Source organism: Meiothermus hypogaeus, from assembly GCF_003574035.1.
Taxonomy (GTDB): Bacteria; Deinococcota; Deinococci; order Deinococcales; family Thermaceae; genus Meiothermus; species Meiothermus hypogaeus.
This window is the reverse complement of sequence record NZ_QWKY01000053.1, coordinates 1-24160: the sequence shown is the minus strand read 5'-3', so window position 1 is coordinate 24160 and position 24160 is coordinate 1. Positions and strand designations below refer to the sequence as shown.

Here is a 24160-nt window from a genome sequence, read left to right as displayed (position 1 = left end):
GCCGCCACATTCGACTTTCACACTTCCGCAGTTCTGGCAAGCTACACTATCTTTGGGCTTCTCTGGGTTATTCACAAATCCAGTTTAGAAGCCCCTTCCTTTGCTCAACCGAATTTTTTATATGACTCGTGCGCGGCAAGAGCCTGTACAAGGGCACCGGTTGCGATAAGTGTAACGGCTCGGGCTACAAGGGCCGTGCGGCCATCCACGAGCTGATGGTACTGGACGACGAAATCCGCCGGGCCATTGTGGAAGGGCAGTCGGCCACCCAGATCAAGGAGATCGCCCGCAAAGGTGGCATGAAAACCCTGCGCGAGGACGGCATCCAGAAAGCCTTTATGGGCCTGACCACCCTGGAAGAGGTGATGGCCCGCACCAACGAGTAGTCCACTGTGCACAGGGTGCGCTATTGTGAGGTATGGCCAGAATCAATTCTTCTTACGCGGTTTGCAGGCTTTGTGGATACCGTAGCAACAAGGCTGGCATGACCAAGCACTTGGTTAGGTGTGTGGAGCGCCACCCTGCCAAGGCCAAAGGGAAACCCGTCCGGTTGTTTCACATTCGGGTGGAGGACGCTTACCGACCCTCACCTTTCTGGTTGGATGTGGAGGTTCGGGCCAGTGCCTCCTTGCGTGAGCTGGATCAGTTTTTGCGGGACATCTGGCTCGAGTGCTGTGGGCATCTGAGTATGTTCGAGATCCGGGGCGTAAGCTACGAAGTTTACCCGGATCGCACCTGGGGTCTTGCCGAATCTAAATCTATGCAGGCCAAGCTGAGCCAGGTTGTACAGGTGGGTAGTGTCTTTACATACGAATACGACTTCGGCTCCACTACCGAGCTAAAGCTCAAGGTGTTGGGTGAGCGTGAGGGCTACCAGAACAAAAACCTGCGCTTGCTGGCCCGCAATGAACCCCCGGTCTGGCCCTGTAGCGTTTGCGGCCAGCCGGCCACCCAGATCGACACCGAGTGCGCCTATGAGATGGAGAGCCCTTTTTTCTGTGAGGCTCATGCCCAGGAGCATATACAGCAAAAACATGATGGCGACGACTATATGCTGTTGCCGGTGGTGAACTCGCCGCGCATGGGGGTATGCGGTTACGAGGGGCCGGACGACGAGACCCCCTATCTGCCCTGAGGCGGTAGAATCGCCTTGCTATGAGCTGGAAAGACTACCTGACCCTTCACCAGGCTGCTCATCTCGAGGACTTCCGCACCTTCCTCTCCATCCCCAGCATCTCGGCCCAGCCCGCCCACCAGGACGATGTCCGCCGGGCTGCCCTGTGGCTGGCTGCGCGTTTCAAGCAGGCTGGTTTCCTGCAAGCCGAGGTACTGCCAACCGCAGGGCATCCGGTGGTGCTGGCCGAGTACTGCCCCTACCCGGACAAACCCACGGTGCTTTTCTACGGCCACTACGACGTACAGCCCGCCGATAACCCCGAGCGCTGGAACTCTCCGCCCTTCGAGCCCACTGTGGTAGATGGCCGCATTGTGGCACGGGGGGCCTCCGACATGAAGGGGCAGGTGATGGCGTTTCTACTTGCTGCCGAGTCGCTTATTGCCAACGGAGCGCTCGAGCTAAACGTGAAAGCCCTGATTGAGGGGGAAGAGGAGATCAGTAGCCCCAGCCTGCCCGCTTTCATTGAACAGAACAAGGAGCGCCTGCGCTGCGACATGATCATCAACGGTGATAGCGGCCAGCTTTCCGAGTCCACCCCGCTTTTAGGGCTTGGCGTACGGGGGATTTGCGCCCTGGAGTTCGACCTGGTGGGCCCTAGCCACGACCTGCACTCGGGCACCTGGGGCGGTGGCCTCCAGAACCCGTTGCACGCCATGGCCGAGCTGGTGGCTTCGCTGCACAACCCCGATGGCAGCGTGGCGGTACAGGGCTTCTACGATGACGTGGAGCCCCTGAGCCCTGAGCTACGTGCGTGGTACAAGAAAATTCCCTGGGACGAGGAAGCCGAGCTGAAGAAACTGGGCCTACAAGAGTTTTATGGTGAGGAGGGCTACTCCCACTGGGAGCGCACCACCGGGCGGCCCACCCTCGAGGTCAACGGCATGTGGGGTGGCTATACCGGCCCCGGCGGTATGACCGTAATCCCCTCCACCGCCCACGCCAAGATTACCTGCCGCCTGGTGCCCCACCAGAACCCCGAGAAAATCGTGATGCTGGTCAAAGCCCACCTGGAGAAACATTTGCCCAGGGGGGTGCGCCTGCAAGTCCGCACCAAAGAAGCGGGGGCCTTTGCTTTCCGTATGAGCGCCGACCATCCGGGTTGCGTGGCTGCCCGGGAAGTGCTCACCGAACTCTATGGGGTGCCCCCGGTTGAGACCATGTTCGGTGGCTCGGTGCCCATCCTGGGCACCCTCAAGCAGATGCTGGGCCATGACCCGGTGAGCTTTGGTTTTGGTCTCGAGGACGAGCTCATCCACTCGCCCAACGAGTTCTTCCGGCTTTCCAGCTTCGAGAAGGGCAAGCAGGGCTACGCCATGTTGCTGGGTCGGCTGGCGCAGTAGTTGAGAAAGAAAGGTTGTAGGCGGTCGTATTGGGGGGGCACTGGAGGTCCTGCCCAAGTAGGCTTGATGCGGCTCGAGGCTCTTCCAATAAGCATCTTGAAGCCCAATCAGGATATGCCGACCGCGTTTGGGCTGTAGTGCATGACGAAAAAAATCGGTGTTGACAAGGCCTTAGAATGCCCCCTATGGCCTTAACCTGTATATTGTGTAATCGGCTCATTTGACTTGACAATACTACACTCAAGTTTCATACTATTTTTAGTATGAACTTGGAGCGTTGGACCGAACAAGCTCGGCAGGCGGTGGCCCAGACCCAGGTGCTGGCCCGGGAGAACTCGAACCAGCAGATGGATGTGGGGCATCTGGCTTCGGTGCTGTTCCGCGACCCTTCGGGGTTGCCCGCACAGCTTTTGAAGCGGGCAGGGCAGAACCTGCAGGCGGTGCAGCAGGCCGCCAGCCGAGACCTGGGGAGCTACCCCAGGGTTTCGGGGGCCGAGGGAGGGCAGTATCTTTCGGGGAAGCTCTCGAGCATCCTCGAGCGCTCGGAAAAGCTGGCGGCAGAGTTAAAGGACAAGTTTGTGGCCATAGACACGCTCACCCTGGCCCTGGCCGAGACCGGCTACGGGGGGCTCAATGCCAGCGCCATACGGTCGGCGCTGCTGGAGATGAGGGGAGGTAAGAAAGTGGAATCTGAACATGCCGAAGGAACCTACAATGCCCTCGAGCAGTACGGCATTGACCTGACCAAACTGGCCGAGCAGGGCAAGCTCGACCCCGTGATCGGGCGCGACGAGGAAATCCGGCGTACCATTCAAATCCTGTTGCGTCGCACCAAGAACAACCCGGTCTTGATCGGCGAGCCGGGGGTGGGCAAGACCGCCATTGCCGAAGGGCTGGCCCAGCGCATTGTGAAGGGCGACGTGCCCGAGGGGCTCAAGGGCAAGCGCATTGTGAGCTTGCAGATGGGTTCGCTCCTGGCCGGGGCCAAGTACCGCGGCGAGTTCGAGGAGCGGCTTAAGGCGGTCATGCAGGAGACCATCCAGAGCGCGGGGCAGATTATCCTGTTCATTGACGAGCTGCACACCGTGGTGGGGGCCGGCAAGGCCGAAGGCGCAGTGGATGCGGGCAACATGCTCAAGCCCGCGCTGGCCCGGGGTGAGCTGCACCTGATTGGGGCTACGACCCTGGACGAGTACCGCGAAATCGAGAAGGACGCAGCCCTCGAGCGCCGCTTCCAGCCGGTGTTTGTGGACGAGCCCAGCGTAGAGGACACCGTGAGCATCCTGCGCGGCATCAAGGAGAAGTACGAGGTGCACCACGGGGTGCGCATCTCCGACCCCGCCCTGATTGCCGCCGCCCAGCTCTCGCACCGTTACATTGCTGACCGACGACTGCCCGACAAGGCCATAGACCTGATTGACGAGGCCGCCGCCCGGTTGCGCATGGCCCTGGAAAGCAGCCCCGAGACCATCGACACCCTTAACCGCAAGAAACTCCAGCTCGAGATCGAACGTGAGGCCCTGAAGAAAGAAACCGACGCCGAGAGCAAGTTCAGGCTGGGAGAACTGGAAAAAGAAATTGCCGAACTCACCGAGGAGATTCGCAAGCAGCAGGCCCTGTGGGAGGCCGAGCGCGAGGTGATGCAGAAGCTCCGCGCGGCCCAGCAACGCCTCGACGAAGTCCGAACCCAGATCGAGCAGGCCGAACGGGCCTACGACCTCAACAAGGCCGCCCAGCTTCGCTACGGCGAGCTGCCCCGGCTCGAGCAGGAGGTCAACGAGCTTTCCGACCGCATGGCGAACGCTAAGTTCGTGCGCCCCATGGTGGCCGAGGAGGACATCGCGGGCATCGTGAGCCGCTGGACGGGTATTCCGGTGAGCAAGCTGATGGAGGGCGAACGGGAGAAGCTGCTGCGCCTCGAGGAGGAACTCCACACCCGCGTGGTGGGGCAGGACGAGGCCATCAGCGCGGTGGCGGACGCCATTCGCCGCGCCCGGGCGGGCCTCAAAGACCCCAACCGGCCCATTGGCTCCTTCCTGTTCCTGGGCCCTACGGGCGTCGGTAAAACCGAGCTGGCCAAGACCCTGGCCGCGAGCCTCTTCGACACCGAGGAAAACATGGTGCGCATCGACATGTCTGAGTACCAGGAGAAGCACACCGTGGCCCGGCTCATTGGAGCGCCTCCAGGCTACGTGGGCTACGAGGAGGGGGGCCAGCTTACCGAGGCGGTGCGCCGCCGCCCCTACTCGGTAATCCTCTTCGACGAGATCGAAAAGGCCCACCCCGACGTGTTCAACACCCTCTTGCAGGTGCTCGACGATGGCCGCCTGACGGACGGTCAGGGCCGCACGGTAGACTTCCGCAACACCGCCATCATCCTCACCTCCAACATCGGTTCGCCCCTCATCTTCGAGGGCATCCAGTCCGGCCAGAGCTACGAGACCATCCGTGAGCGCGTGTTTGGCATCCTGCAACAGCACTTCCGCCCCGAGTTCCTGAACCGCCTGGATGAAATTGTGGTCTTCCGTCCGCTGGCTAAGGAACAAATTGCCGCGATTGTGGAGATTCAGTTGCGTGCGGTGCGCAAGCGGTTGGCTGAACGGCGCATCAGCCTGGAAATGTCGCCCGAAGCCCTGCAGTTTATCGCCGAGCGCGGCTACGACCCGGTCTTTGGGGCCCGGCCCTTGAAGCGGGTGATTCAAAAAGAGATCGAGACCCCGCTCTCACGTAAGATTCTCTCGGGTGAGGTGCCCGACGGCGCGACCGTCTATGCCACCCTCGGCCCCCTGGGCTTGCAGTTCGAGACCCGCAAGGCAGCGGTTGCGTAGGATGCCTAAGGTTTTGAGGATTTTCCATAGTTGCTACGCTGTAGGCTTTCAGTAATCAAGCAGGAGACCACATGACCACAACCGATAACATTGCTACCTGCGTTCATTGCGGTGCCAAGAACCGTTTGGGCAAGCCCCCTGCCGGCCAGGTGCCGGTGTGTGGGGCCTGCAAGAAGCCCCTGCCCTGGCTGGTCAATGCGCACCAGGGCCTGACCCCCGAACTCGAGGCCGGTGTACCGGTGCTGGTGGACTTCTGGGCCGAGTGGTGCGGGCCCTGCCGGGTGATTGCGCCGGTGCTCGAGGAAATCGCCCGCGAGTATGCGGGTCGGCTCAAGGTTGTGAAGCTCAACGTTGACCACCACCCTCTGGCCCAGAGTGCCTACCATGTGCAGGGCATCCCCACCCTGATCCTCTTCAAGAACGGACAGCCGGTGGAGCGGATTGTGGGGGCTGCGCCCAAGCATATGCTGGTGCAGAAACTGCAACCCTACTTGTAAATTTGTAACCTGCCGGTTTTGACCCGCTTTACAGGTCCAGTTGTGGCAAGATAAAACTAATTCGCTCCACGTATTGTCTTCTCCTGCCCTCCCCGAAAGGGGAGGCTTTATTTAGCTTGAGACTCACTCCAAGACCTTTCACACCGCTGTAGCCCGCATTAACCCATTTCGTGCACGGGCACTTTGTGCGCATATTCTCCTGTCATTCCCATCGAAGCGAGGAAACTGGAGCATCATAGGCTCACAAAACTGCGTTACTTCAGTTCCTTGTCGGCTGCATCTTCCCGGAAAGACCCGGTGAGCATGGTGTAGCATGGATCTAACGATTTTCTGAGTGAATCAACTAACTATACTTGACAATACTATACTCAGGTTTTATACTCTTTGCTGTAAAGGAGGTTGCTATGATTCGATACAACCCTTTCCGCGAGATTGAGCAAATCCAGAACGCGCTGCTGCGTAACTTCTTCACCCCTGCTGCCGAAAGTGCCAACACCCCGCTGGTGGATGCCCTCGAGGACGCCCAGGGGGTACATCTGGCGGTTTACCTGCCGGGTGTAGAGCCCAGCCAGGTCGAGGTAACTACTGAGAACAACACCCTTACCATCAAGGCCGAGCGGCCCTTCAGCAAGCCCGAAAATGCCAACCAGTGGCGGCTGGAAGGGGTCTACGGCAAGTTCGAGCGCAGCTTTGTGATCCCCAACACCTACGACCTCAGCAAGATTGAGGCCAACTTCAAGCACGGCATCCTCTACCTCGACATCCCCAAAGCCGAGGCGGCCCAGCCCCGGCGCATTGAGGTGCACGTCAACGGATGAGCCACCTTCTGCGGTAACTCCCCGCCCGCCGGGGAGTTTTGCTTTTTGGATGTACGTTGCGCTTGTGGCCCATCACACTGCTGAACCTCGCGAGGAGGCTGTAGGCCGACGAATCAATCCAAAGTGGCCCAGTAAGCTCGCAGGCTTGAGGGTTGCCTGTATTGCTTCCCCCTCGAGTACGCCTCAGGGTCGCAAAAAACCGATCGATTTTCGTTTTGGGGTGCCGAGATACACCCCACAGTTGATTAGTCCGTGCATCCTACATTATCCTTCTGCAGGTAACACACAGCTAACTGCAGGTAACACACAGCTAAAGCGGTGCGTTGGAATCGCAAACGGGGTGCATATGGTACGAGCAATCGCGATGGTATGGGTACTGGCATTGAGCCTGGCCTGGGCCAGGGACAACACCTTCTCTCTCCAGCTAAACGCTGGCTGGTTCAATGGGCTCTCTGGCGAGATTGGCCTGGGGCTGTTCAACATCGGGGGCGAGAAGATCGGGGTGCGCTTCGCGCTGGCTTATTCCCAGGCCGACGCCGTAGATAACAACGTATTCGCTCCCAGCAGCGAAAATGCCCAGAACATTACCCTGGGCCTGGATGTGTCCTATTCCTTCGACTTCCAGAGCGCTTTCACCCTCAGCCCGTATCTGGGCGCCCGCTACAACCTGTTTTCGGGCTCGGTCACGGTGGGTGGTTCGCCCAACGCGCTTGCTTCTAACCAGTTCGGCCTTGGCGGCGGGGTGCGGGCAGGCTACTTCCTGGACAGCCAGTTCAGCCTGCTGCTGGATCTGGGGGTGGACTATTTCCTGGAAAGCGCCATCCAGGTGGGCTCTACCCGCTATAACCCCGGCGATACCCTGGGGCCTCCCCTCAACCTCAACGTCCACCAGTGGGTCAACGACCCCCGCCTGGTCTGGAAAGGCCGCGTTGGCCTGGCTTTCAACTTCTGAACCCGCTATGTTTGTCAAGCACAAAACCGACTTCCTGCCAGGGGGATAAGGTAGGCTGTTGGCATGTTTCCGCTGCACGACATTAACAGGGCTCATCGGCGCCCTTATGTGGTTTACCTGCTGATTGTCCTGAACCTGCTGGGCTTTGTGTATGCGTTTTTCCTCACCGATCCTGCTGCGGTGATCCAAGCGTATGGTTTTGTGCCTGCGCGCTTTGTGGCCGACCCTTTGAGCGAGTGGGTCACGCTTTTCAGCAGCATGTTCCTGCATGGGAGTATCCTGCATATTTTGGGTAATCTGTGGTTTTTGTGGGTCTTCGGCGACAACATCGAAGACCGCCTGGGACACTGGCGCTTTTTGCAGTTCTACCTGCTGGGGGGTGTGCTGGCGGCTTTTATGCAGGGTCTGATGGGTGGCTTTTCCAGCGAAATACCCATGATCGGCGCCTCGGGCGCCATCTCGGCCTTGCTTGGGGCGTACATTGTGCTTTATCCCAGGGCGCTTATTCTGTCGTTGGTGGGCTGGATTCCCGTTCCCATCCCGGCGATTCTCTACCTGGGCTACTGGCTCCTGATTCAGTTTGTAGGGGACTTCATGGGAGAGGAAGGCATAGCCTTCTGGGCGCATATCGGGGGGTTTGTGGCGGGGGTGGTGCTTATACGGTGGTTTGAGGGGACCGCCAAGCCCCGGTCACTCCGGCGCTGAGCTGGAGGGCACCATGGAGCGTGAGCGTACAATAAGCCTGTGTCAGCAGTAGCTCGAGAAACCCTCGAGGTCATCCTCGCACACATTCGAGCGCGGCTTTCACCCCTGGCCATCTACGTGTTTGGCTCCCGGGCCACAGGCCGGGCCCAACCGGGCAGCGACCTGGACATAGCCGTTTTGGGCCCTGCTCCTTATGACCCCTGGACACTATTCATGCTGTCAGAAGAGCTGCTTTCCTTGCAGGAACAGAACCCCCAGAACGGCCCGCCCAGCGAGTTAGACCTGCTTGACCTGAATGCCCACCTTTCAAGCCAGCATCGTGATACGGGGCCGACGAGTGTTTTGTGCAAACCGCCTGTGCTGCGATTTGTTTGAGATTCGAGCGCTAAAGGAGTACTGCTACCTGCAAGAAGAACGGCGGCCCACCCTGGAAGACATCCGCCGCAGGGGGGCGGATTTATGGATGAGGTGCTCTTGGGCAAGACGGCTACCATCGAGCGCTGCTTGAAGTGTATCGGGGAAGAGTATCGAGGCCACGAAGACAAGCTATTTGTGAATTTCACCCGTCAGGATGCCATTATCCTGAACCTTTTACGGGCTTGTGAGGCGTCTATTGACCTGGCTATGTATATGGTGCGCTTGCACCATCTGGGGCTGCCGCAAAGCTCGCGTGATGCTTTTCGCCTGTTGTAGGAAGCAGGCTTTATTTCAGCCGATTTGGCGCGTCGAATGCAGCGTATGGTTGGCTTCCGCAATGTAGCCGTTCACGACTATCAGGCACTATCCTTGCCGATTTTGAAGACCATCCTGGAGGAACGCTTGGGCGATTTTTCGAGTTTACTTCTGCGCTTTGGCGCCAGGACAACCCAGAGGGCTGAAGCCGATCAACGCCTCTATAGGCGAGGAGGGGGTCGTCTTCTGGGTGCAGATTGGAGGATTTGTGGTGGGGATGATGCTTATACCAGATTTGGTTGATTCGTTACCGAACGGTAACGAACAACCCGACCGAAGGGAGTGCTCTAGGATTCAAAAAGACAACATATTGAGGTTTTTGTTTTTGTAAGCTGTCTTTTTGAATCCGGTATTATACGGTGGTTTGAGCCGGAGCCCGCTAGCGCACGGGTAACTTGTTTTATGGCACGTTTTGAAGCACTTTGACTGCACAAAATTGCAATGTGCGGCTCATTTGGAGGGACTACACTGCATACCGTATTCCTGGTTACCAGACCACTAGAATGGCCTTGGCCTAATTGGGGCCTGCTAAGCTTTTATCGACCTGGCGGTGTATTCAAAAAAGGGGCCTCCCGTACGGGAGGCCCCCAAAGTTGGCGTGTATTAAGGCAGGGTATAGGTAGTTCCGAGCCGACTGGTGACAACCACTTCGGGAACGCCATCACTGTTGCTATCCGTAACTGTACAGGTTCTTACCGCGGCCCCAGGGCTGGGTGCGATGTAGCCGCCTGCTGTGTAGCCTGCTGTGCAGTCGTTGGTGGTCATTACTGCACGGCTGGGGTCTTCGGCTACATAGGCAAAAGCAGCCTTGGATATATTTTGCGCATGAGCCAGTGCGGCGCGATCCTCGGCCGTTCGCCTAGCATACAGTAGGTTGGGTACCAAGACAGCCGCTAGGATCCCAATGATGGCAATTACGATGAGCAGCTCGATGAGGGTAAAGCCTCGATACTGCACCATGTGTACTCCTGATGCACAAATGGGTGGGATTGAGGGCAATCCCACCCACGGTAGGCGGCGGCTACCTTAAGGAATGGTAGCGTCAGGGGTGGTGGCGCCGCCGTAGGTGACGCTCACGGACTGGGTGGTGGGATCGTAGTCTACCTCACAGGTGGTAAGCGTACCAGGAGCTCCGCCAGCATTGTAGCTACCAACAGTGTAGCTTGCCGTACAGTTGTCAGTATCAACAGATGCCTCGGCAATGTTGGGATTCTCGGCGATGGCGGCGTTGGCGGTTTTATAGACGTTCTGGGCGTAAGCCTGCTCGGCACGGATCTGGGCGGTACGGCGGGCGTTGAGCAGGTTGGGCACCAGCACGGCGGCCAGGATGCCAATGATGGCGATGACGATCAGCAGCTCAATCAGGGTAAAACCGGACTTCTTCATGGTACTTCTCCTAGGGTTCCGCACCGGGATATGGGTATGGGTGCGGTATGGCGTAGTGCAGATGGCTTGGGGCCTCGAGGGAGCGGGCCGATTCCCGAACTCCAAGTAGCAGTATAGCCCCCGGTTTTGTGAAGCGTGTGGAATTTGACCCAACCCAACCCCCAAAGCGTTACGTGCAGGGCAACCCGCCCGATACTCGCTTTTGCTGTTCTGGACAATAAAACACTACAAAACCGTCTTCGTTGCGGGGAGGCCATACGCCAACGAAGCAATCCAGACGGAGCCATGGCTGTACTCAAACGTGATGGGTGAGGGCAGTGTTCCCATTTGCCCGGAGATGAGCCTATGTCTCTATGTCTGGACGAGGTGTACTAGGGTTTGGATCTGCCCTACGAGCCCCCAGTGGAAGAACAGTTTGCTAGACTGAAGTGGTGGGTGCTCTAAGAGATTTGCAACGCATTAGCTTTGAGGCGTACCTGGCCCTGGAGGAAAAGGCCCAGGCGCGGCACGAGCTGGTGGATGGGGTGCTCTATGCCATGGCGGGGGCTAGCAGCAACCACAATCTGTTGGTTACGAATGTTTCAGGCCTGTTGTGGAACAAAGCTCGAGGTAGCGGGTGTAGGGTGTTCAGCAGCGACATGAAGCTGCGGGTAGATGCCTTTACCAGCTACTACCCCGATGTAATGGTGGTGTGCGAGACGGACAAGGCCGAATACTACAAGGAGCGGCCCTGCCTATTGGTGGAGGTGCTCTCGCCCTCTACCGAAGCTACCGACCGGCGGGAGAAGCTCGCCAAATACCGCCAGATTCCCAGCTTGCGGGCGTATGTGTTGATAGATTCCCTCTCACGGCGGGTCGAGGCCTACTACCGCGAGGGCCAGAACTGGCTGTACCTGGACGTGATGGGGGAGGGCAGTGTTCCCATTCCTTGCCCGGAGATGAGCCTATGTCTGGACGAGGTATACGAAGGTTTGGATGTGCCCTACGAGCGTCCTGCTGATGAGGCTTGACGAGATGGGCCTTGCCCCCTATACTTTCCCTTGCTGTTTGCGGGGCTGTGGCGCAGTTGGGAGCGCGTCTGAATGGCATTCAGAAGGTCAGGGGTTCGAATCCCCTCAGCTCCACCAGAGAAGTGAAACCCGTGGTTAAACGCCACGGGTTTTCGTATTTACTATAGCCTTGCCAAGGCTGCGACACATTTTTATACCAGATTCAAAAAGATAATCATCCAAACCAAAGACCCCCAGAGGCTATCTTTTTGAATCCTAGAGCACACCCCTCCCGAAGGGTCGGCGAAGAAAGCGTCTCCCTTCCAAGGGGCGGTATCGCCCTCCGCTACGCGGATAACTTCGGCCCAGTTAGTTCGCCGCCATCCGGCGCCGAACTAACCGAATCTGGTATTACTATTGTGGTAAAAGGCTCCAAGCCTACTTTCTTCCGCACCGGGAAGATGGGGAGGGTATTGGGCAAGGCCTGAACCGATGGCGGAAGCCCTAGCGAACCCGGTGGGCCAGCAGGCGCAGCCCCACCAGCACCACAAAAACCGTGCCGCCTTCGTGGGCCACAACGCCCATCGGGAGGGGTACTTTTCCGGCCAGGGCAAAAGCGCCCACCACCACAATCACCCCCAGGGCAAAGCTCAGGTTGAAATAGACGGTGCGGGCGGTGGCGCGGGCCAGCTGTTGGGCCCCTACCAGGCGGTTCAGGTCGTTTTTCATGAGCACCAGGTCGGCGCTCTCGAGCGAGACGTCGGAACCAGCGGCCATCGAGACCCCCACCGCTGCGGCGTTCAGGGCCGGGGCATCGTTGAGACCATCGCCCACCATCACCACCGTGCCCTCCTGCTCTAGTTGCTGAATGCGCGCCAGTTTATCTTCCGGCAGCAGCTCGGCGTAAACCTCGGTAATGCCGACCTGGACCGCGATGTGGTGGGCCACAGCTTTGCGGTCGCCGGTGAGCATGACCACCCGCGCCCCTTGCTGCCTGAGCCGGGCGATGGCTTGGGCGGCTTCGGGGCGGGGGGTATCGGCTACGCCCAGCAGGGCGAGGGGGTAGTGGTTGGTGCCCAGTACGGCGGTGGTCAGCCCCCGATCCTCCAGGGCTTGCATCTGGGCTTCAACGCTGGGCGAAAGTGCAATGCCCAGGCTCTCCAGCAAGCGCCGGTTGCCCACCCAGACCTGTGAACCGTCGGCCAGAACACCCAGCACCCCGTGGCCCCGCACGGCCCGAATTTCACTTACCTCGGGGGTGGGGCCCTCCCAGCCCTGGACAATGGCCTGAGCAATGGGGTGTTCGCTGTAGCGCTCGATGCCAGCGGCCAAGGCTCTGGCCTCGGCTTCGGAGCCTTGTAGGGGCACCACCTCCACCAGCTTCATGCGCCCCTCGGTGAGGGTGCCGGTCTTGTCGAACACAAAGATGTTGGCTCGGGCCAGCGATTCCAGCGCAGCCCCGCTCTTGAACAGGGCCCCGGCCCTTGCACCTGCTGCCATGGCCGAAAGCACCGCTGCCGGGGTAGCGATCACCACCGCGCAGGGGCTGGCCACCACCAGAAAGGTCATGGCGCGGTACCAGGCCTGGGCGGCCTCGAGGCCAAACACAAAGTGGGCTACGGCAAATACCACCGGGGCCGAAAGCAGCACCGCAATGGTGTAGGGCCCCTCGAAGCGCTCGGCAAACCGCTCGGTGCGGCTCTTGCTGGCCTGGGCGCTTTCCACCAGTTTGATGAGCTTGGCCAGGGTGCTTTCGCTGGCAGGCCGCTCCACCCGTACCCGCACCACCCCGTGCCCATTAAGGGTGCCGCTCTTGACGGGGTCGCCAGGCTTTTTGTCCACCGGTACACTCTCGCCGGTGAGGGCGCTTTCGTCCACATCGCTGTAGCCTTCCAACACAGTGCCGTCGGCAGCGAAGCGCTCGCCAGGGCGCACCACCAGCAGGTCGCCGGGGCGCAAGGCTTCCAGCGGCTTCCACTGCTCACTTCCATCCGGCAGCAGCACATTGGCCCCTTCGGGGTGCAGGGTCATGAGGGCCTCGATGGCCCGCCGGGTGCGGTTCATGGCCCAGCTTTGCAGGGTGTTGGAGAGGCTGAACAAAAAAAGCAGGATGGCCCCGTCGCCGGCCTGTCCCACCGAGGCGGCCCCCAATGCGGCCACCACCATCAGCAGGTCTACATCCAGCTTGCGCTCCTGGAACAGGCTACGCATTGCTTTGATGGCCGAGGGAACCCCCCCGGCCAGAAAAGCCAACGTCCAGAGGCTATTTTGCAGCCAGACCTGTTCGTAGGCCCCTGCCACAAAGCCCCCCACCACCCCCAGCAGGGTCAGGCCAGAGAGCAGAAAGCCCCGCTTGACTTCATGGTGCCAGAACAATAGCCAGGGATTTTGCGGTCGGGAGGTAGAAGCTGCGATAGCGCTCATAAGGGGTTCCTTTGGTATCGTGAGGTTTTATTGCAACTAGTAATCATTATCAATAAGAGTATGTCATCAAAACAAAAGAAATGCAAGTCGAATCCCGAGTGGTTTAGTGCGGATTCTTCCCGTTCCACACGTAAATTCTACCGCTTAACCCCCCAGGACATTCGGCATCCTGATAAGTGAAGTGGCCTTTGGATCGTATCAAACTGGGGAATCGGCCCTGAACACACCTTATCGGTGAGCCAGCTTTGCGGATCCGCTCTGGATTGCGTTCTCTGGGGCTATCCAGCAATGATGTATCAAAAGGGCGACAGATTAGATTGGACGCTTGACCACGGAGAGGGCCGAAAGCAAATCTTCTTCACCAAAGGGCTTGGGGATGTGGGTGACTCGAGCGTTCCTGACCCAAAACCCCCGGGGGGGCTGCTCGGCAATCAGCCAGATGGGCAAAAAGCGCCCCCCCGGTAAGGCCCGCAGTTGGCGTACCTTGTCGGGTAGGTCGGCGCCCTCGAGCAGCACCCCGTGGAGCCGGTGGTGCTCCAGAATGCGTTTGGCGCTTTCGAGGTCGGGGGGCAACATGACCCGGTAGCGGTGGCGCTCGAGGGTTACCAGCAGGAGCCGGCGGATCAGGTTGGAGTCGCTCAAAACCATCAGCAGCGGGTCGTGGGGGCGCACGTCGGCTTCCATCAGAATCCCCCGGCTTTTGAGTTCGTAGAGCAGATGGTAGACCTGCTCCTCGGGCAGGTCGCACTCCAGCGCCACCGAGCGGGCCCGCTTGAGGCCATCAATGGCCTCGAGCACCGTCCAGGCGTCGGGCGAAAGGGCGTAACGGGTGGGGTCGCCGGCAAGTTGCAGCACGGTTTCGGGCTCCACCCTGCCCCGCATCCACTCGTCCAGGCGGCGCAGGGCTTCCATCAAGATGGTGCTGGTGTCGGTGACGCCGGGCAGCAGCACCTGCGAGGCGTCCACGGGTGGGGTCTCGGCTATCAGCTCGCCTTCCTGCTGGGCCAGAATGGTGGCCAGGGCCTCGAGGATTTGTGCGTGTAGCACATCGTTGAGCTCCTCCTCGGTGACCATTTTTTGTTGTAGGGCCAAAAGCCCCAAAGGGGTGCCGGGGTTCTCCTGCTGCTGGTATTTGACCAGTTCTTGCACCTGTTCCAGGGTTAGATAGTCGAAGCGCACCAGGTATTCGCCCAGGTGGGGGCCGGGGTGGGTCTGGATGTAGGCGATCTTGCCCTCGCGGATGTGAATACGGCCTTTCAACTTGGGGCAAGTAATGCTAATGACCGCATTTTTGCGGCCTGCCTCGAGGGTGCGCAGCAGGTCTCCCAGTTCAATCTCGTCCAGCTTGGCCCGAATCACGGCAAAGTATCCTCGGCGGCTGCCCGGGGCAACCCAACCTCAGTATGGCACTTCCTGGGGGCGGGGGCAGGGTAGAGGGGACAGGGACCGGGGTTCAAAGAGGAAAAATGGGCTGTTGGATATCGCCTGGAGAGTTTTGGGGGTAACCGGTTTCCTGTCCCCAGCCGGCTTTGTGTATGCCCCGTCCGGGCTCGGTTCCCGGCCCCTGAACCCTACTCCAACAGGCGGCTTTGCTCGGGCAGGGGATAGCCAAAGTGCGCATAGGCCCGCTCGGTGGCCTGGCGGCCCCGGGGGGTTCGCTTCAGGAGGCCTAACTGGATGAGGAAGGGTTCGTGGACTTCCTCCAGGGTCTCGGGGTCTTCGGAGAGGGCGGTGGCCAGGGTCTCGAGGCCCACCGGCCCCCCGGCAAAGCGCTCAATCACGGTCTGCATAATGAGGCGGTCGCGGGCATCGAGGCCCAGGGCGTCCATGCCCAGAGCGTCCAGGGCCTGCCGGGTGCGCTCGAGGCCCACCACCTGCTCACCGGCCACCTCGGCAAAGTCGCGCACCCGCCTGAAAAGCCTTTTGGCGATGCGCATGGTGCCCCGGCTGCGGTGGCCAATCTCCAGGGCTGCCTCGGGTTCAATTGCCAGTCCCAAGAGCTTAGCGTCGCGTTGCACACCCTGGGCCAGCTCGGTCTCGGTGTAAAACTCCAGGTGCTCGATAATCCCAAAGCGGCTGCGCAGGGGCCCGGAGATGAGCCCCGGGCGGGTGGTGGCCCCAATCAGGGTGAAGCGGGGGAGGTCCAGTCGCAGGGTGCGGGCGGCGGGGCCGCTGCCAATCACGATGTCAATCTTAAAGTCTTCCAGAGCCGGGTACAGGTGCTCCTCGGCGGCCTTGGAGAGGCGGTGAATCTCGTCGATAAAGAGAATGTCGCCTTCTTCCAGGCTGTTGGTCAGGATGGCCGCCAGATCGCCGGGTTTCTCGATGGCGGGGCCGCTGGTTACGCGGATGTTCACCCCCAGCTCGTAGGCCACCACGTGGGCCAGGGTGGTCTTGCCCAGGCCGGGTGGCCCAAAGAGGAGCAGGTGGTCGAGGGCCTCCCCCCGGTTTTTGGCGGCCTCGAGGTAGACCCGCAGTTTTTTCTTGAGCTTGGCCTGCCCCACGTAGTCTTCCAGGCTCTGGGGCCGCAGGGTCAAATCCGGTTCCACGCTCACCATCATACAAGTAGAAAGCGGTTGCATTATGTTCACTGCGTAACCCTGGACATGGTGACGATGGGGGTATAACCTCCAGGGGGCGGATGACCAAGAGCCCCTACTGCTCACCTTCCCACTCGGCCCGGAAACGCTCGACGAACTCCAGCGTATACCGGTGGCGCTCCGTGGCCAGTTTTCGTGCGGTGGGGGTGTGCAACCGGTCTTTGAGCCAGAGGAGTTTTTCGTAAAAGTGCGATAGGCTCGAGGGGTTGCTGTTCTGATACTCGCTAAAGCTCTTGTGCAGCACTGGAACCTCGCGGGGGTCGTACAGCGGCCGACCTCTCGAGCCCCCGTAGGCAAAGCAGCGGGCAATCCCAATGGCCCCTATGGCATCCAGGCGGTCGGCATCCTGTACCACCCGGCCTTCCAGGCTGGGCATCCCGTCGGCCACGCCCACCCCTTTGAAGCTGATGCGCTGGCAGATTTCCAGCACCTGCTCGGTGATGGTTTTCTCAACCCCCAGTTCCCCCAGCAGGGGCCGGATGGTGGTCTCGTGGGGGTATTTCCAGTCCTCGAGGTCGTGGCACAGCGCAGCAAGCGTCACCATGTACACATCAGCGCCTTCGGCCCGGGCAATTAGCTCTGCCAGCCGCCATACCCGCCAGATATGCCACCAGTCGTGGCTGCCCTCGGCAACGGAAAGCTCTTTGACCCTGGCGGCCAGGGCTTCGATCTGTTGTTTTGGCGTCACACCGTTATCCTACGGCTCAAGCGCCAATGGGAGGCAGCCGCCCCTCAAAAATCAAGTTATTCGGCCACTTTGCGGCAAGGGCCATCGCCTACAATAGCCTGGATGGTGCGTTTTTCTGCTAGTGGGGTACGCCTGGATCAGGCTTTGGCCTTCGAGGCCAACACCTCCAGGGCCAGGGCCCAGGCGTGGATCGAGGCCGGGCTTGTCCTGGTGGGGGGTAAGGTGATTACCAAACCCTCCTACAAGCTTCGGGGTGAGACGGTGGAGGTAGAGCCGCCCCCACCTGTAGCGGCAACGGTGGCCGCCGAGGATATCCCGCTCCAGATTTTGTACGAAGACTCTGACCTGATCGTGATTAACAAACCGGACGGCATGATTACCCATCCGGCCCCCGGGGTGTACTCGGGTACGCTGGTCAATGCCATCCTGGGGCGGTTTGGGCTGGATGTCTCGCTAGGCGAGAGCGAGGAGACCGACGAGGTTCGCCTGGCGGCCCCCAGGCCCGAACTTGTGCGCCCTGGCATTGTGCACCGGCTCGACAAAGATACCAGCGGGGTGATTGTGGTCGCCCGCCACGAGGCGGCCCACCGCCGGCTGTCCGAAGCCTTCGCGGGGCGCAGCGTTTACAAGCGTTATCTGGCGCTTACAGTGGGGATTCCGCCGGCAGGTACCTTAGCGGCCCCCATAGGCCGCCATCCGGTTGATCGTACCCGCATGCATGTGGGCGGCGTGGCCGCCCGGCACGCGCAGACCGACTTTGAAGTGCTTGCCTCGGTGCAAGAACACGCCCTGGTCTCGGCCATCCTGCACACCGGGCGCACCCACCAGATTCGCGTTCACCTGAAGCATCTGCACGCCCCCATTTTGGGCGATGATGTGTATGGAAAGCCCTCCGACCTGATTGCGCGCCAGGCCTTGCACGCCTACGAACTACGCCTGCAGCACCCGCGCAGCGGCAGGTATCTGCACTTTGTGGCCCCCGTTCCTGCCGACATGGTGTGGGCCTGGGGGCTGTTGGGTGGGGTCTGGCCGGAAGACTTGAAGACCGAAACGGTGGAGGCCAGTGCAGCAGGGCCATTCTGCTAAATGCTCCCCAAAAGCACCTGCCGGACATGCAACCCGCCTTCGTCCGACTGGCTATCGGTCATAAACTATCTTCTCAGCTTGATTTGTAGCCTCCGGTTGGGAATACTGTTGTCAACCCAAAGCCCAGGAGGCATGGCATGAATGTAGTTTTTCTCTCCCCCCATTTTCCCCCTAACTTCTGGCCATTTTGCGTGCGCTTGCGCGAGGCTGGGCACAACGTGCTGGGCCTGGCCGATGCGGAATACGACTCACTGCGGCCCGAACTCAAATACGCCCTGACCGAGTACTACAAGGTCTCCGACCTGCACAACTACGACGAGCTGGTGCGGGCGCTGGGCTACTTCACCCACAAGTACGGCAAGCTCGACCGGCTCGACTCCATGAGTGAGTACTGGCTCGAGACCGAGGCCATGCTGCGTGAAGACTTCAACATTTTTGGTCTCCGCCCTGCCGACATGGACCGGGTCAAGCGCAAGTCGGTCATGAAACAGTACTTTCAGCAGGCTGGGCTGCGGGTTGCACGGGGCAAGGTCTGCCGCACGGCGGTGGAGGCCCAGGACTTTGTGGAGGAGGTGGGCTACCCGGTGGTGGCCAAGCCCGATATTGGGGTGGGTGCAGCCAAAACCTACAAAATTAACAGCGATGCCGAGTTAATGGACTACATCGCCACCAAGCCTCCGGTGGACTACATTATGGAGGAGTTCATTCCCGGCATGATCGTCACCTACGATGGTCTAACCGATATCAAGGGCAATGTGGTATTCGACAGCTCGCTCGAGTACTCCAAAGGCGTGATGGACGTGGTCAACGAGGATACCGACATCTACTACTACATGGTGCGGGAAATCCCCGAAGACCTGCGCGAGGCAGGGCGAAAGGTGGTTAAGACCTTCAACGTGCGCGAACGCTTCTTCCACTTCGAGTTCTTCCGCCTGGAGGACGGCTCCCTGGTGGCCCTGGAAGTGAACATGCGCCCGCCCGGGGGCCTCTCGATCGATATGTTCAACTACGCCAACGACATAGACATCTTCCGGGAATGGGTGAACGTGCTCACCCACGGCAGCGTGAGCCAGCAGGCCAAACACCCCTATTTCTGCACCTATGTGGGCCGCAAAGACCATATCCACTACAAGCGTTCACACGAGCAGGTGATGGCCGAGTTTGGCCCCCTGGTAGCTCACCACGAACGCATCAGCGGCATTTTTGCGGGGGCCATTGGCAACTATGGCTACATCCTGCGCCACCCCGACCTGTCTACCCTGCTCCAAGCAGCCCAGGCCATCCAGGAAAGAGCCTAGAGTCGAGGGACAAGGGTCAAGTGCCTAAATCCAAGTGGCTCTTGACGCTGGGCGCTAGACTCTCGACGAGGTGAATATGTACACCGAATATCACAAGTGGTACAGCCCTGCCCTGGGGCAGGACATGGAGCTAAAGCTCTACGGCCATTATGGTCAGCCGGTTATTGTGTTCCCGGCGCAGAACGGGCGCTGGTACGACTGGGAAGGCCACGCCGGGATGGCCCAGGCCCTCGCGCCCATGATTGAGGCGGGGCGGGTCAAGTTTTTTTGTGTGGACGGCATAGACTTTCAGAGCTGGACCAACAAGAGCATCCCCCCCTGGGAACGGGCCCGCCGCCACAACGACTACGACGCATACATCATGCAGGAGGTGGTTCCGTTTGTGCAGAAGAACACCGGCCTGCCCACCATGTGGGTCACGGGATGCAGCATGGGGGCCTTTCATGCGGCCAACTTCTTCTTCAAATATCCCCAAGTGTTCGATGGTCTGATTGCACTCTCGGGGCTTTACCAGGTGGGGGGCTTTGTGGGCGACGAAGGGGGCATGGATGCCTACTTCAACTCACCCCTGTGGTACTTACGCAACCTGACCGACGAGGACAAGCTTAATGCTTACCGGCGCAACAAGATTGTGTTCGCCGTGGGGCAGGGGCGCTGGGAGGAGGAGTGCATCCGCGATACGCGCGAGATGCAAAACTTGCTGCACCAAAAGGGCGTATACGCCACCTTCGACTACTGGGGCCACGATGTGGATCACGACTGGCCCTGGTGGCAGAAGATGCTGCCCTACGAACTCGAGCGCCTAGGCGTTTGATTCGGGGGGGCTTTTAGGGGCGGGTTTCTCTATCGACTCGAGCTTGTGGTTTTTCTGGTAGTGCCCAGCCAGTTCGTCGATGTAGGTGTCCCGGCAGGGCTTGACCCCCGAGAGATAAGCCGCCCGGCCCAGGGCGTGGGCGGCCACCGGTGCGGTCAGGATGATGAACGCCAAAGCCGATAGCGCCCGGGCCGCTACCGAGAGCTCCTGATAGAACACCGCCACCGCCACCAGAATCAGGCCCACCCCCAGGGTGCCGGCTTTGGAGGTGGCGTGCATGCGGTTGTAGAGGTCGGGCATCCGCACCACCCCGATGGCCGCGATGAAGAGGAAGAATATCCCCACGGAAACCAGCGCATAAACCAGCACATCCACCATGCTCAGTCCCCCTTGTGGCCCCGGTACTCGATGTAGCGGGCCAGACCCAGCGTGGCCAGAAAAGCGAACAGGGCTAGCGCGATGGCCACGTCCAGGAAGGCGGTCTGGCCGCTGACCAGGGCATAGAGCGCAGCCATGGCCACCGAAACCGAGGTAATCAGGTCGAGGCCCACCACCCGGTCGGGCAGGGTGGGGCCCTTGACCAGGCGATAAACAGCAAAAGGCAACGTCAGCATGAGAGCCAGCAGCATTGCCTCCAGAAAGCTCATCTTGTCACCTCCAGAACGGCTTTTTCCAGGCTATCGTGGGTGGACTGGATGACCGCCTGGGGGTCATCCACAAACATCCCGTGCACATACAGCACCTTGCGGTCGGAGGAGACGTCCAGGCTCAGGGTGCCGGGCGTGAGGGTAATCAGGTTGGCCAGGAGGGTAATTTCCAGGTCGCTCTTGACGGTGAGGGGGTAGGCAATGAAGCCGGGCTTGATGGGCATCCGGGGTGAGAGCACCGCCTGGGCCACCCGCACGCTGGAGAGCACAATCTCCCAGAGCATCAGGGCCACAAAGCGGGGGAGCTTCCAGGCCAGGGTGAAGTAGCGCCTCGAGGGGGCATCAAAGAGGGGGCGGGCCAGCAGCAAAATCAAAAAGCAGATGGCAAAGCCCACCAGGAAGTTGGAGAGGGTGAAGCTCTCCGTCACCAGCATCCAGAACACCGTCAGCACTACGTTGTACACAAAGGCCCTCATCGGCTCACCCCCAGTACGGCCTCGATATAGCGGCCAGGCTCCAGAAGCTCCCGCGCGGCGGCTTGCGAAAGACCCAGGAGCGGTTCGGCCCACAGCCCGATACCCAGCGTCAAGACGGCCAGCAAAACAACAGGCACCACCAGACCACCCCAGCCCCCAGGGGCCTGGCCCAACGCTTGCGGCGCGTCTTTCCAAAAAACCTCGGCAAAGACCAGGCCCATCGAGAGCAAGGTCAAGAGGCCCACCAGCAGGGCCACCGTCACGATGGCGTACTGTCCGGCCTGTAAGCCTGCTGCTACCAGGGTGAACTTGGCCCAAAAGCCCGAGAACGGCGGTAGCCCGGCCAGCGAGAAGGCCGGCAGCAAGAAGAGTACCGCCAGCCAGGGGTGGCTCCGATAGAGCCCGCCCATCCGCACCAGCACCGTGGTGCCCTGCAAGCGCTGCAAAAGCCCCGCCAGCAAGAACAAAGCAGCAATCACAATCATGTGATTAAGGGCATAAAACACCGAGCCGGTCAGGGCCAGAGGGCTCAGGATGCCCAGGCCCATCAGCATATAGCCAATGTGGCTCACGAGCTGGAACGAAAGCAGCCGTCGGAGCTCCCCCTGAGCCAGCGCCATCAGCACACCTAAAAACAGCGTTAAACCCGCTATCCAGAGAATCAGGCCATGGGTAAACCCAACATCCTGGGTGAAGAGCAGGGTGAAGACCCGAATAAGCGCATAGACCCCCACCTTGGTCAGAAGGCCCGCAAACAGGGCCGAGATCATCACCGGCGGGGCCGGGTAGGAGGCGGGGAGCCAGAAAAAGAAGGGAAACACCGCCGCCTTGAGACCAAAAGCCCCCAGGAAGAGCATGGCCAGCGCGGTAAGCAAACCCGGCGCAACCGACCCCATCCGGGTGGCTAGATCGGCCATGTTCAAGGCTCCGGTTGCGCCGTACAGGAGCCCTACCGCCACCAGAAACAGAATCGAGGAGAAGAGCGAGACCGCGAAGTACTTGACCCCCCCTGTAAGCTGGGCCTTGCTTCCGCCCAGAATCATCAGCACAAACGAAGCGAGGAGGAGCACCTCGAACCAGACGTAGAGGTTAAACAGGTCGCCGGTGAGGAAGGCCCCATTGACCCCGAAGAGCAAGAGCTGGCTCAGGGGGTAGTAGCCCAGGTGTTCGCGTAGCTCATCCCCCGTGGCCAGGGCATACAAGGCCACCGCCACCGCCACCACCCCGGTAATGAGCACCATCAGGGCCGAGAGGTGGTCGGCCACGAAGGTAATGCCAAAGGGGGCGGGCCAGTTGCCCACCTGTACGGCCTGGATGCCACGCGCATTGACCTGAATGAGCAATGCTAAAGCCGAGCCCAGCAGGCTTAGAGCGCCCACCAGCCCCAGCACCCGCTGGGCGGGGCGGCTGGCCAGTACCAGGCACAGGATGCCGGTGGCGAGGGGAATCAGGAGGGGAAGAACCAGCAGCCAGCTCATCGGCGCTCCTCCCTGACCTCGTCTACCGGCGAGGGGGCGGGGGCGGCCTCGAGGCTCTCGGGCATGGCCTCGGCGTTCAGGGTATGGAGCACCTGCTGGGCCCGGAAAAAGAGCACGATACCAAAAGCCGCCAGGGCGAAACCAATCACAATAGCGGTCAGGATCAGGGCCTGGGGCAAAGGGTTGGCGATGGGTGTCAGCACCGTACCACCGGGCTGTACCAGGGGCGGAAACTGGCTGCCCAGGCGGCCCGAGGTAAAAATGAGCAGGTTGGCGGCGTTGCCCAGCACCAGAAAACCAATTAAGAACTGGATCAGGTGAGGCCTTAGCATCAGGTAGACCCCCACTGCCGACAGACCCCCCACCAGAAAAGCCAGCAGGATTTCCATCAGGAGCCCTCCTGTGTGTGAGCAGACTCCTCCAGGCCAAAAATGGCCGACAGGAGCGCCCCAAATACGGTCAGGTAGACACCAATGTCGAAGACTACTGGGGTGCCAATCTTCACCCCAAACAGGCTGAACCAGACACCGGTCATGAGCGGTTTATCCAGGAAGAAGGCCACCAGCGCGCTCACCAGGGCCACCAGCAAACCCCACCCCACCAGCCGCAGGGGAGGCAGGGGCAGCAGTTTACGGGCGGCGTTGAGTCCGTGGGCCAGGGCAAACAGCGCATAGGCCCCCACCGCCACCAGGGCTCCAATAAAGCCTCCGCCCGGCTCGTTGTGGCCGCGCAGCAGCAAGAACACCGAAAGAAGGAGCAAGAGGGTGAAGAGGAACCTCGAGGTCGTTTTCAAAATCAGGGTATTCACGGCCTTTCCTCCCGACGCAGGCGCTTCAAGAGGGCCCAGACTCCCAGCCCGGCCAGCCCCACCACGGTAATCTCGCCAAAGGTGTCCAGACCGCGGAAGTCCACCAGAATCACGTTCACAATGTTGCGCCCGAAGCCCTCGGGCAGGCTCTTTTGGGCAAAAAACTCGCTCAGGTGCGGGCTCATGGGCTGGGCCAGCATACCCAGCATCAGGAGGGTCACCACGCCCCCAAAGCCCAGGGCCACCGCCTTGTCCAGCCAGCGACCGCTGGGCACTGGACCAATGTTGCGGATTTGCAAAAGCACCAGGGCAATCAGGATGGCGGTCAGGGTTTCCACCAAAAACTGGGTTATCGAGAGGTCGGGGGCGTTTTGCAGCAAGAACACGAGGGCCACCCCAGCCCCCACGATGCCCACC

At 60.3% G+C, this 24160-nt stretch carries 25 protein-coding genes, 1 tRNA gene and 2 pseudogenes; 15 read left to right on the top strand and 13 right to left on the bottom strand.

The window, feature by feature from the left end; translation table 11 throughout:
- Nucleotides 1–128: 128 nt before the first annotated feature.
- The 10 genes and pseudogenes from Mhypo_RS12650 to hepT form a co-directional block, all read left to right on the top strand.
- Nucleotides 129–386: pseudogene (locus Mhypo_RS12650) on the top strand (ATPase, T2SS/T4P/T4SS family); the annotation flags it as partial.
- A gap of 98 nt (nt 387–484) precedes the next feature.
- Nucleotides 485–1135, top strand: a complete 651-nt coding sequence (locus Mhypo_RS12645) for an IS1096 element passenger TnpR family protein (protein ID WP_170148290.1) — start codon at nt 485–487, stop codon at nt 1133–1135.
- A 20-nt stretch (nt 1136–1155) separates the two neighbouring features.
- Nucleotides 1156–2517 (top strand): dipeptidase, encoded by a 1362-nt coding sequence (locus tag Mhypo_RS12640; RefSeq protein ID WP_119341650.1) that lies wholly within the window; start codon nt 1156–1158, stop codon nt 2515–2517.
- A 263-nt stretch (nt 2518–2780) separates the two neighbouring features.
- Nucleotides 2781–5345 carry an ATP-dependent chaperone ClpB gene (gene clpB / locus Mhypo_RS12635; RefSeq protein WP_119341649.1) on the top strand — a complete coding sequence of 855 codons (2565 nt, stop codon included), beginning with the start codon at nt 2781–2783 and terminating at the stop codon, nt 5343–5345.
- 71 nt (nt 5346–5416) lie between these two features.
- Nucleotides 5417–5842 carry a thioredoxin gene (gene trxA, locus Mhypo_RS12630; protein ID WP_119341648.1) on the top strand — a complete coding sequence of 142 codons (426 nt, stop codon included), beginning with the start codon at nt 5417–5419 and terminating at the stop codon, nt 5840–5842.
- A 404-nt stretch (nt 5843–6246) separates the two neighbouring features.
- Nucleotides 6247–6660: an Hsp20/alpha crystallin family protein gene (locus Mhypo_RS12625; RefSeq protein WP_119341647.1), complete on the top strand. Its 414-nt coding sequence runs from the start codon at nt 6247–6249 to the stop codon at nt 6658–6660.
- 346 nt (nt 6661–7006) lie between these two features.
- A complete protein-coding gene (locus Mhypo_RS12620; protein WP_170148289.1) occupies nt 7007–7612 on the top strand; it encodes an outer membrane beta-barrel protein in 606 nt (201 codons plus the stop codon).
- Between the two features lie 63 nt (nt 7613–7675).
- Entirely contained in the window at nt 7676–8317 is a 642-nt protein-coding gene (locus Mhypo_RS12615; RefSeq protein ID WP_119341645.1) for a rhomboid family intramembrane serine protease, read from the top strand.
- Nucleotides 8318–8356: 39 nt separating this feature from the next.
- Complete coding sequence (locus Mhypo_RS12610) at nt 8357–8692, top strand: nucleotidyltransferase family protein (RefSeq protein WP_186814665.1); 336 nt, start codon at nt 8357–8359, stop codon at nt 8690–8692.
- A gap of 84 nt (nt 8693–8776) precedes the next feature.
- A pseudogene (gene hepT / locus Mhypo_RS18795) lies at nt 8777–9292 on the top strand (type VII toxin-antitoxin system HepT family RNase toxin).
- 360 nt (nt 9293–9652) lie between these two features.
- Here the strand turns inward: hepT and Mhypo_RS18760 are convergent.
- Both Mhypo_RS18760 and Mhypo_RS12595 read right to left on the bottom strand, forming a co-directional pair.
- Nucleotides 9653–10009 carry a type II secretion system protein gene (locus tag Mhypo_RS18760; protein WP_119341644.1) on the bottom strand — a complete coding sequence of 119 codons (357 nt, stop codon included), beginning with the start codon at nt 10007–10009 and terminating at the stop codon, nt 9653–9655.
- 66 nt (nt 10010–10075) lie between these two features.
- The gene (locus tag Mhypo_RS12595) at nt 10076–10435 is read right to left on the bottom strand and encodes a type II secretion system protein (RefSeq protein WP_119341643.1); all 360 of its coding nucleotides are present in this window, start codon (nt 10433–10435) and stop codon (nt 10076–10078) included.
- Between the two features lie 431 nt (nt 10436–10866).
- On the opposite strand from Mhypo_RS12595, the gene Mhypo_RS12590 reads away from it, so the two are divergent.
- Nucleotides 10867–11445 (top strand): Uma2 family endonuclease, encoded by a 579-nt coding sequence (locus Mhypo_RS12590; protein WP_119341652.1) that lies wholly within the window; start codon nt 10867–10869, stop codon nt 11443–11445.
- 41 nt (nt 11446–11486) lie between these two features.
- Nucleotides 11487–11562, top strand: a tRNA-Ala gene (locus Mhypo_RS12585).
- A gap of 366 nt (nt 11563–11928) precedes the next feature.
- Here Mhypo_RS12585 and Mhypo_RS12580 read toward each other — a convergent pair.
- The 4 genes from Mhypo_RS12580 to Mhypo_RS12565 form a co-directional block, all read right to left on the bottom strand.
- Nucleotides 11929–13848, bottom strand: a complete 1920-nt coding sequence (locus Mhypo_RS12580; protein ID WP_119341642.1) for a heavy metal translocating P-type ATPase — start codon at nt 13846–13848, stop codon at nt 11929–11931.
- A gap of 312 nt (nt 13849–14160) precedes the next feature.
- Nucleotides 14161–15207, bottom strand: a complete 1047-nt coding sequence (locus Mhypo_RS12575; RefSeq protein WP_119341641.1) for a DUF4388 domain-containing protein — start codon at nt 15205–15207, stop codon at nt 14161–14163.
- 212 nt (nt 15208–15419) lie between these two features.
- Nucleotides 15420–16409: a Holliday junction branch migration DNA helicase RuvB gene (gene ruvB / locus Mhypo_RS12570; protein ID WP_119341640.1), complete on the bottom strand. Its 990-nt coding sequence runs from the start codon at nt 16407–16409 to the stop codon at nt 15420–15422.
- 94 nt (nt 16410–16503) lie between these two features.
- A complete protein-coding gene (locus Mhypo_RS12565) occupies nt 16504–17136 on the bottom strand; it encodes an HD domain-containing protein (protein ID WP_119341639.1) in 633 nt (210 codons plus the stop codon).
- 102 nt (nt 17137–17238) lie between these two features.
- On the opposite strand from Mhypo_RS12565, the gene Mhypo_RS12560 reads away from it, so the two are divergent.
- The 3 genes from Mhypo_RS12560 (at nt 17239) to Mhypo_RS12550 (ending at nt 20334) form a co-directional block, all read left to right on the top strand.
- Nucleotides 17239–18222: an RluA family pseudouridine synthase gene (locus Mhypo_RS12560; RefSeq protein ID WP_119341638.1), complete on the top strand. Its 984-nt coding sequence runs from the start codon at nt 17239–17241 to the stop codon at nt 18220–18222.
- A 137-nt stretch (nt 18223–18359) separates the two neighbouring features.
- Nucleotides 18360–19520, top strand: coding sequence for an ATP-grasp domain-containing protein (locus Mhypo_RS12555; protein ID WP_119341637.1), 1161 nt, complete (start codon nt 18360–18362; stop codon nt 19518–19520).
- Between the two features lie 76 nt (nt 19521–19596).
- Nucleotides 19597–20334 (top strand): esterase family protein, encoded by a 738-nt coding sequence (locus tag Mhypo_RS12550; protein ID WP_119341636.1) that lies wholly within the window; start codon nt 19597–19599, stop codon nt 20332–20334.
- On the opposite strand, the gene mnhG is transcribed toward Mhypo_RS12550, so the two are convergent.
- The 7 genes from mnhG to mbhE all read right to left on the bottom strand — a co-directional run.
- Nucleotides 20323–20712 (bottom strand): monovalent cation/H(+) antiporter subunit G, encoded by a 390-nt coding sequence (gene mnhG / locus Mhypo_RS12545; RefSeq protein ID WP_119341635.1) that lies wholly within the window; start codon nt 20710–20712, stop codon nt 20323–20325. The two genes, Mhypo_RS12550 and mnhG, sit on opposite strands and share 12 nt — an antisense overlap.
- 2 nt (nt 20713–20714) lie before the next feature.
- Nucleotides 20715–20981 (bottom strand): MrpF/PhaF family protein, encoded by a 267-nt coding sequence (locus Mhypo_RS12540; protein WP_119341634.1) that lies wholly within the window; start codon nt 20979–20981, stop codon nt 20715–20717.
- The gene (locus Mhypo_RS12535; protein ID WP_240637243.1) at nt 20978–21445 is read right to left on the bottom strand and encodes a Na+/H+ antiporter subunit E; all 468 of its coding nucleotides are present in this window, start codon (nt 21443–21445) and stop codon (nt 20978–20980) included. Before Mhypo_RS12535 ends, Mhypo_RS12540 begins: the two co-directional genes overlap by 4 nt.
- An 8-nt stretch (nt 21446–21453) precedes the next feature.
- On the bottom strand, nt 21454–22935 hold the full coding sequence (locus Mhypo_RS12530; protein WP_119341632.1) for a Na+/H+ antiporter subunit D: 1482 nt from the start codon (nt 22933–22935) through the stop codon (nt 21454–21456).
- A complete protein-coding gene (locus tag Mhypo_RS12525; protein WP_119341631.1) occupies nt 22932–23324 on the bottom strand; it encodes an NADH-quinone oxidoreductase subunit K in 393 nt (130 codons plus the stop codon). The genes Mhypo_RS12530 and Mhypo_RS12525 overlap by 4 nt, the downstream gene beginning before the upstream one ends.
- Nucleotides 23324–23743 carry a Na+/H+ antiporter subunit B gene (locus Mhypo_RS12520; protein WP_119341630.1) on the bottom strand — a complete coding sequence of 140 codons (420 nt, stop codon included), beginning with the start codon at nt 23741–23743 and terminating at the stop codon, nt 23324–23326. The genes Mhypo_RS12525 and Mhypo_RS12520 overlap by 1 nt, the downstream gene beginning before the upstream one ends.
- A partial coding sequence (gene mbhE, locus Mhypo_RS12515) for a hydrogen gas-evolving membrane-bound hydrogenase subunit E (RefSeq protein ID WP_119341629.1) occupies nt 23740–24160 on the bottom strand: 421 nt, incomplete at its 5' end. The genes Mhypo_RS12520 and mbhE, both read right to left, overlap by 4 nt.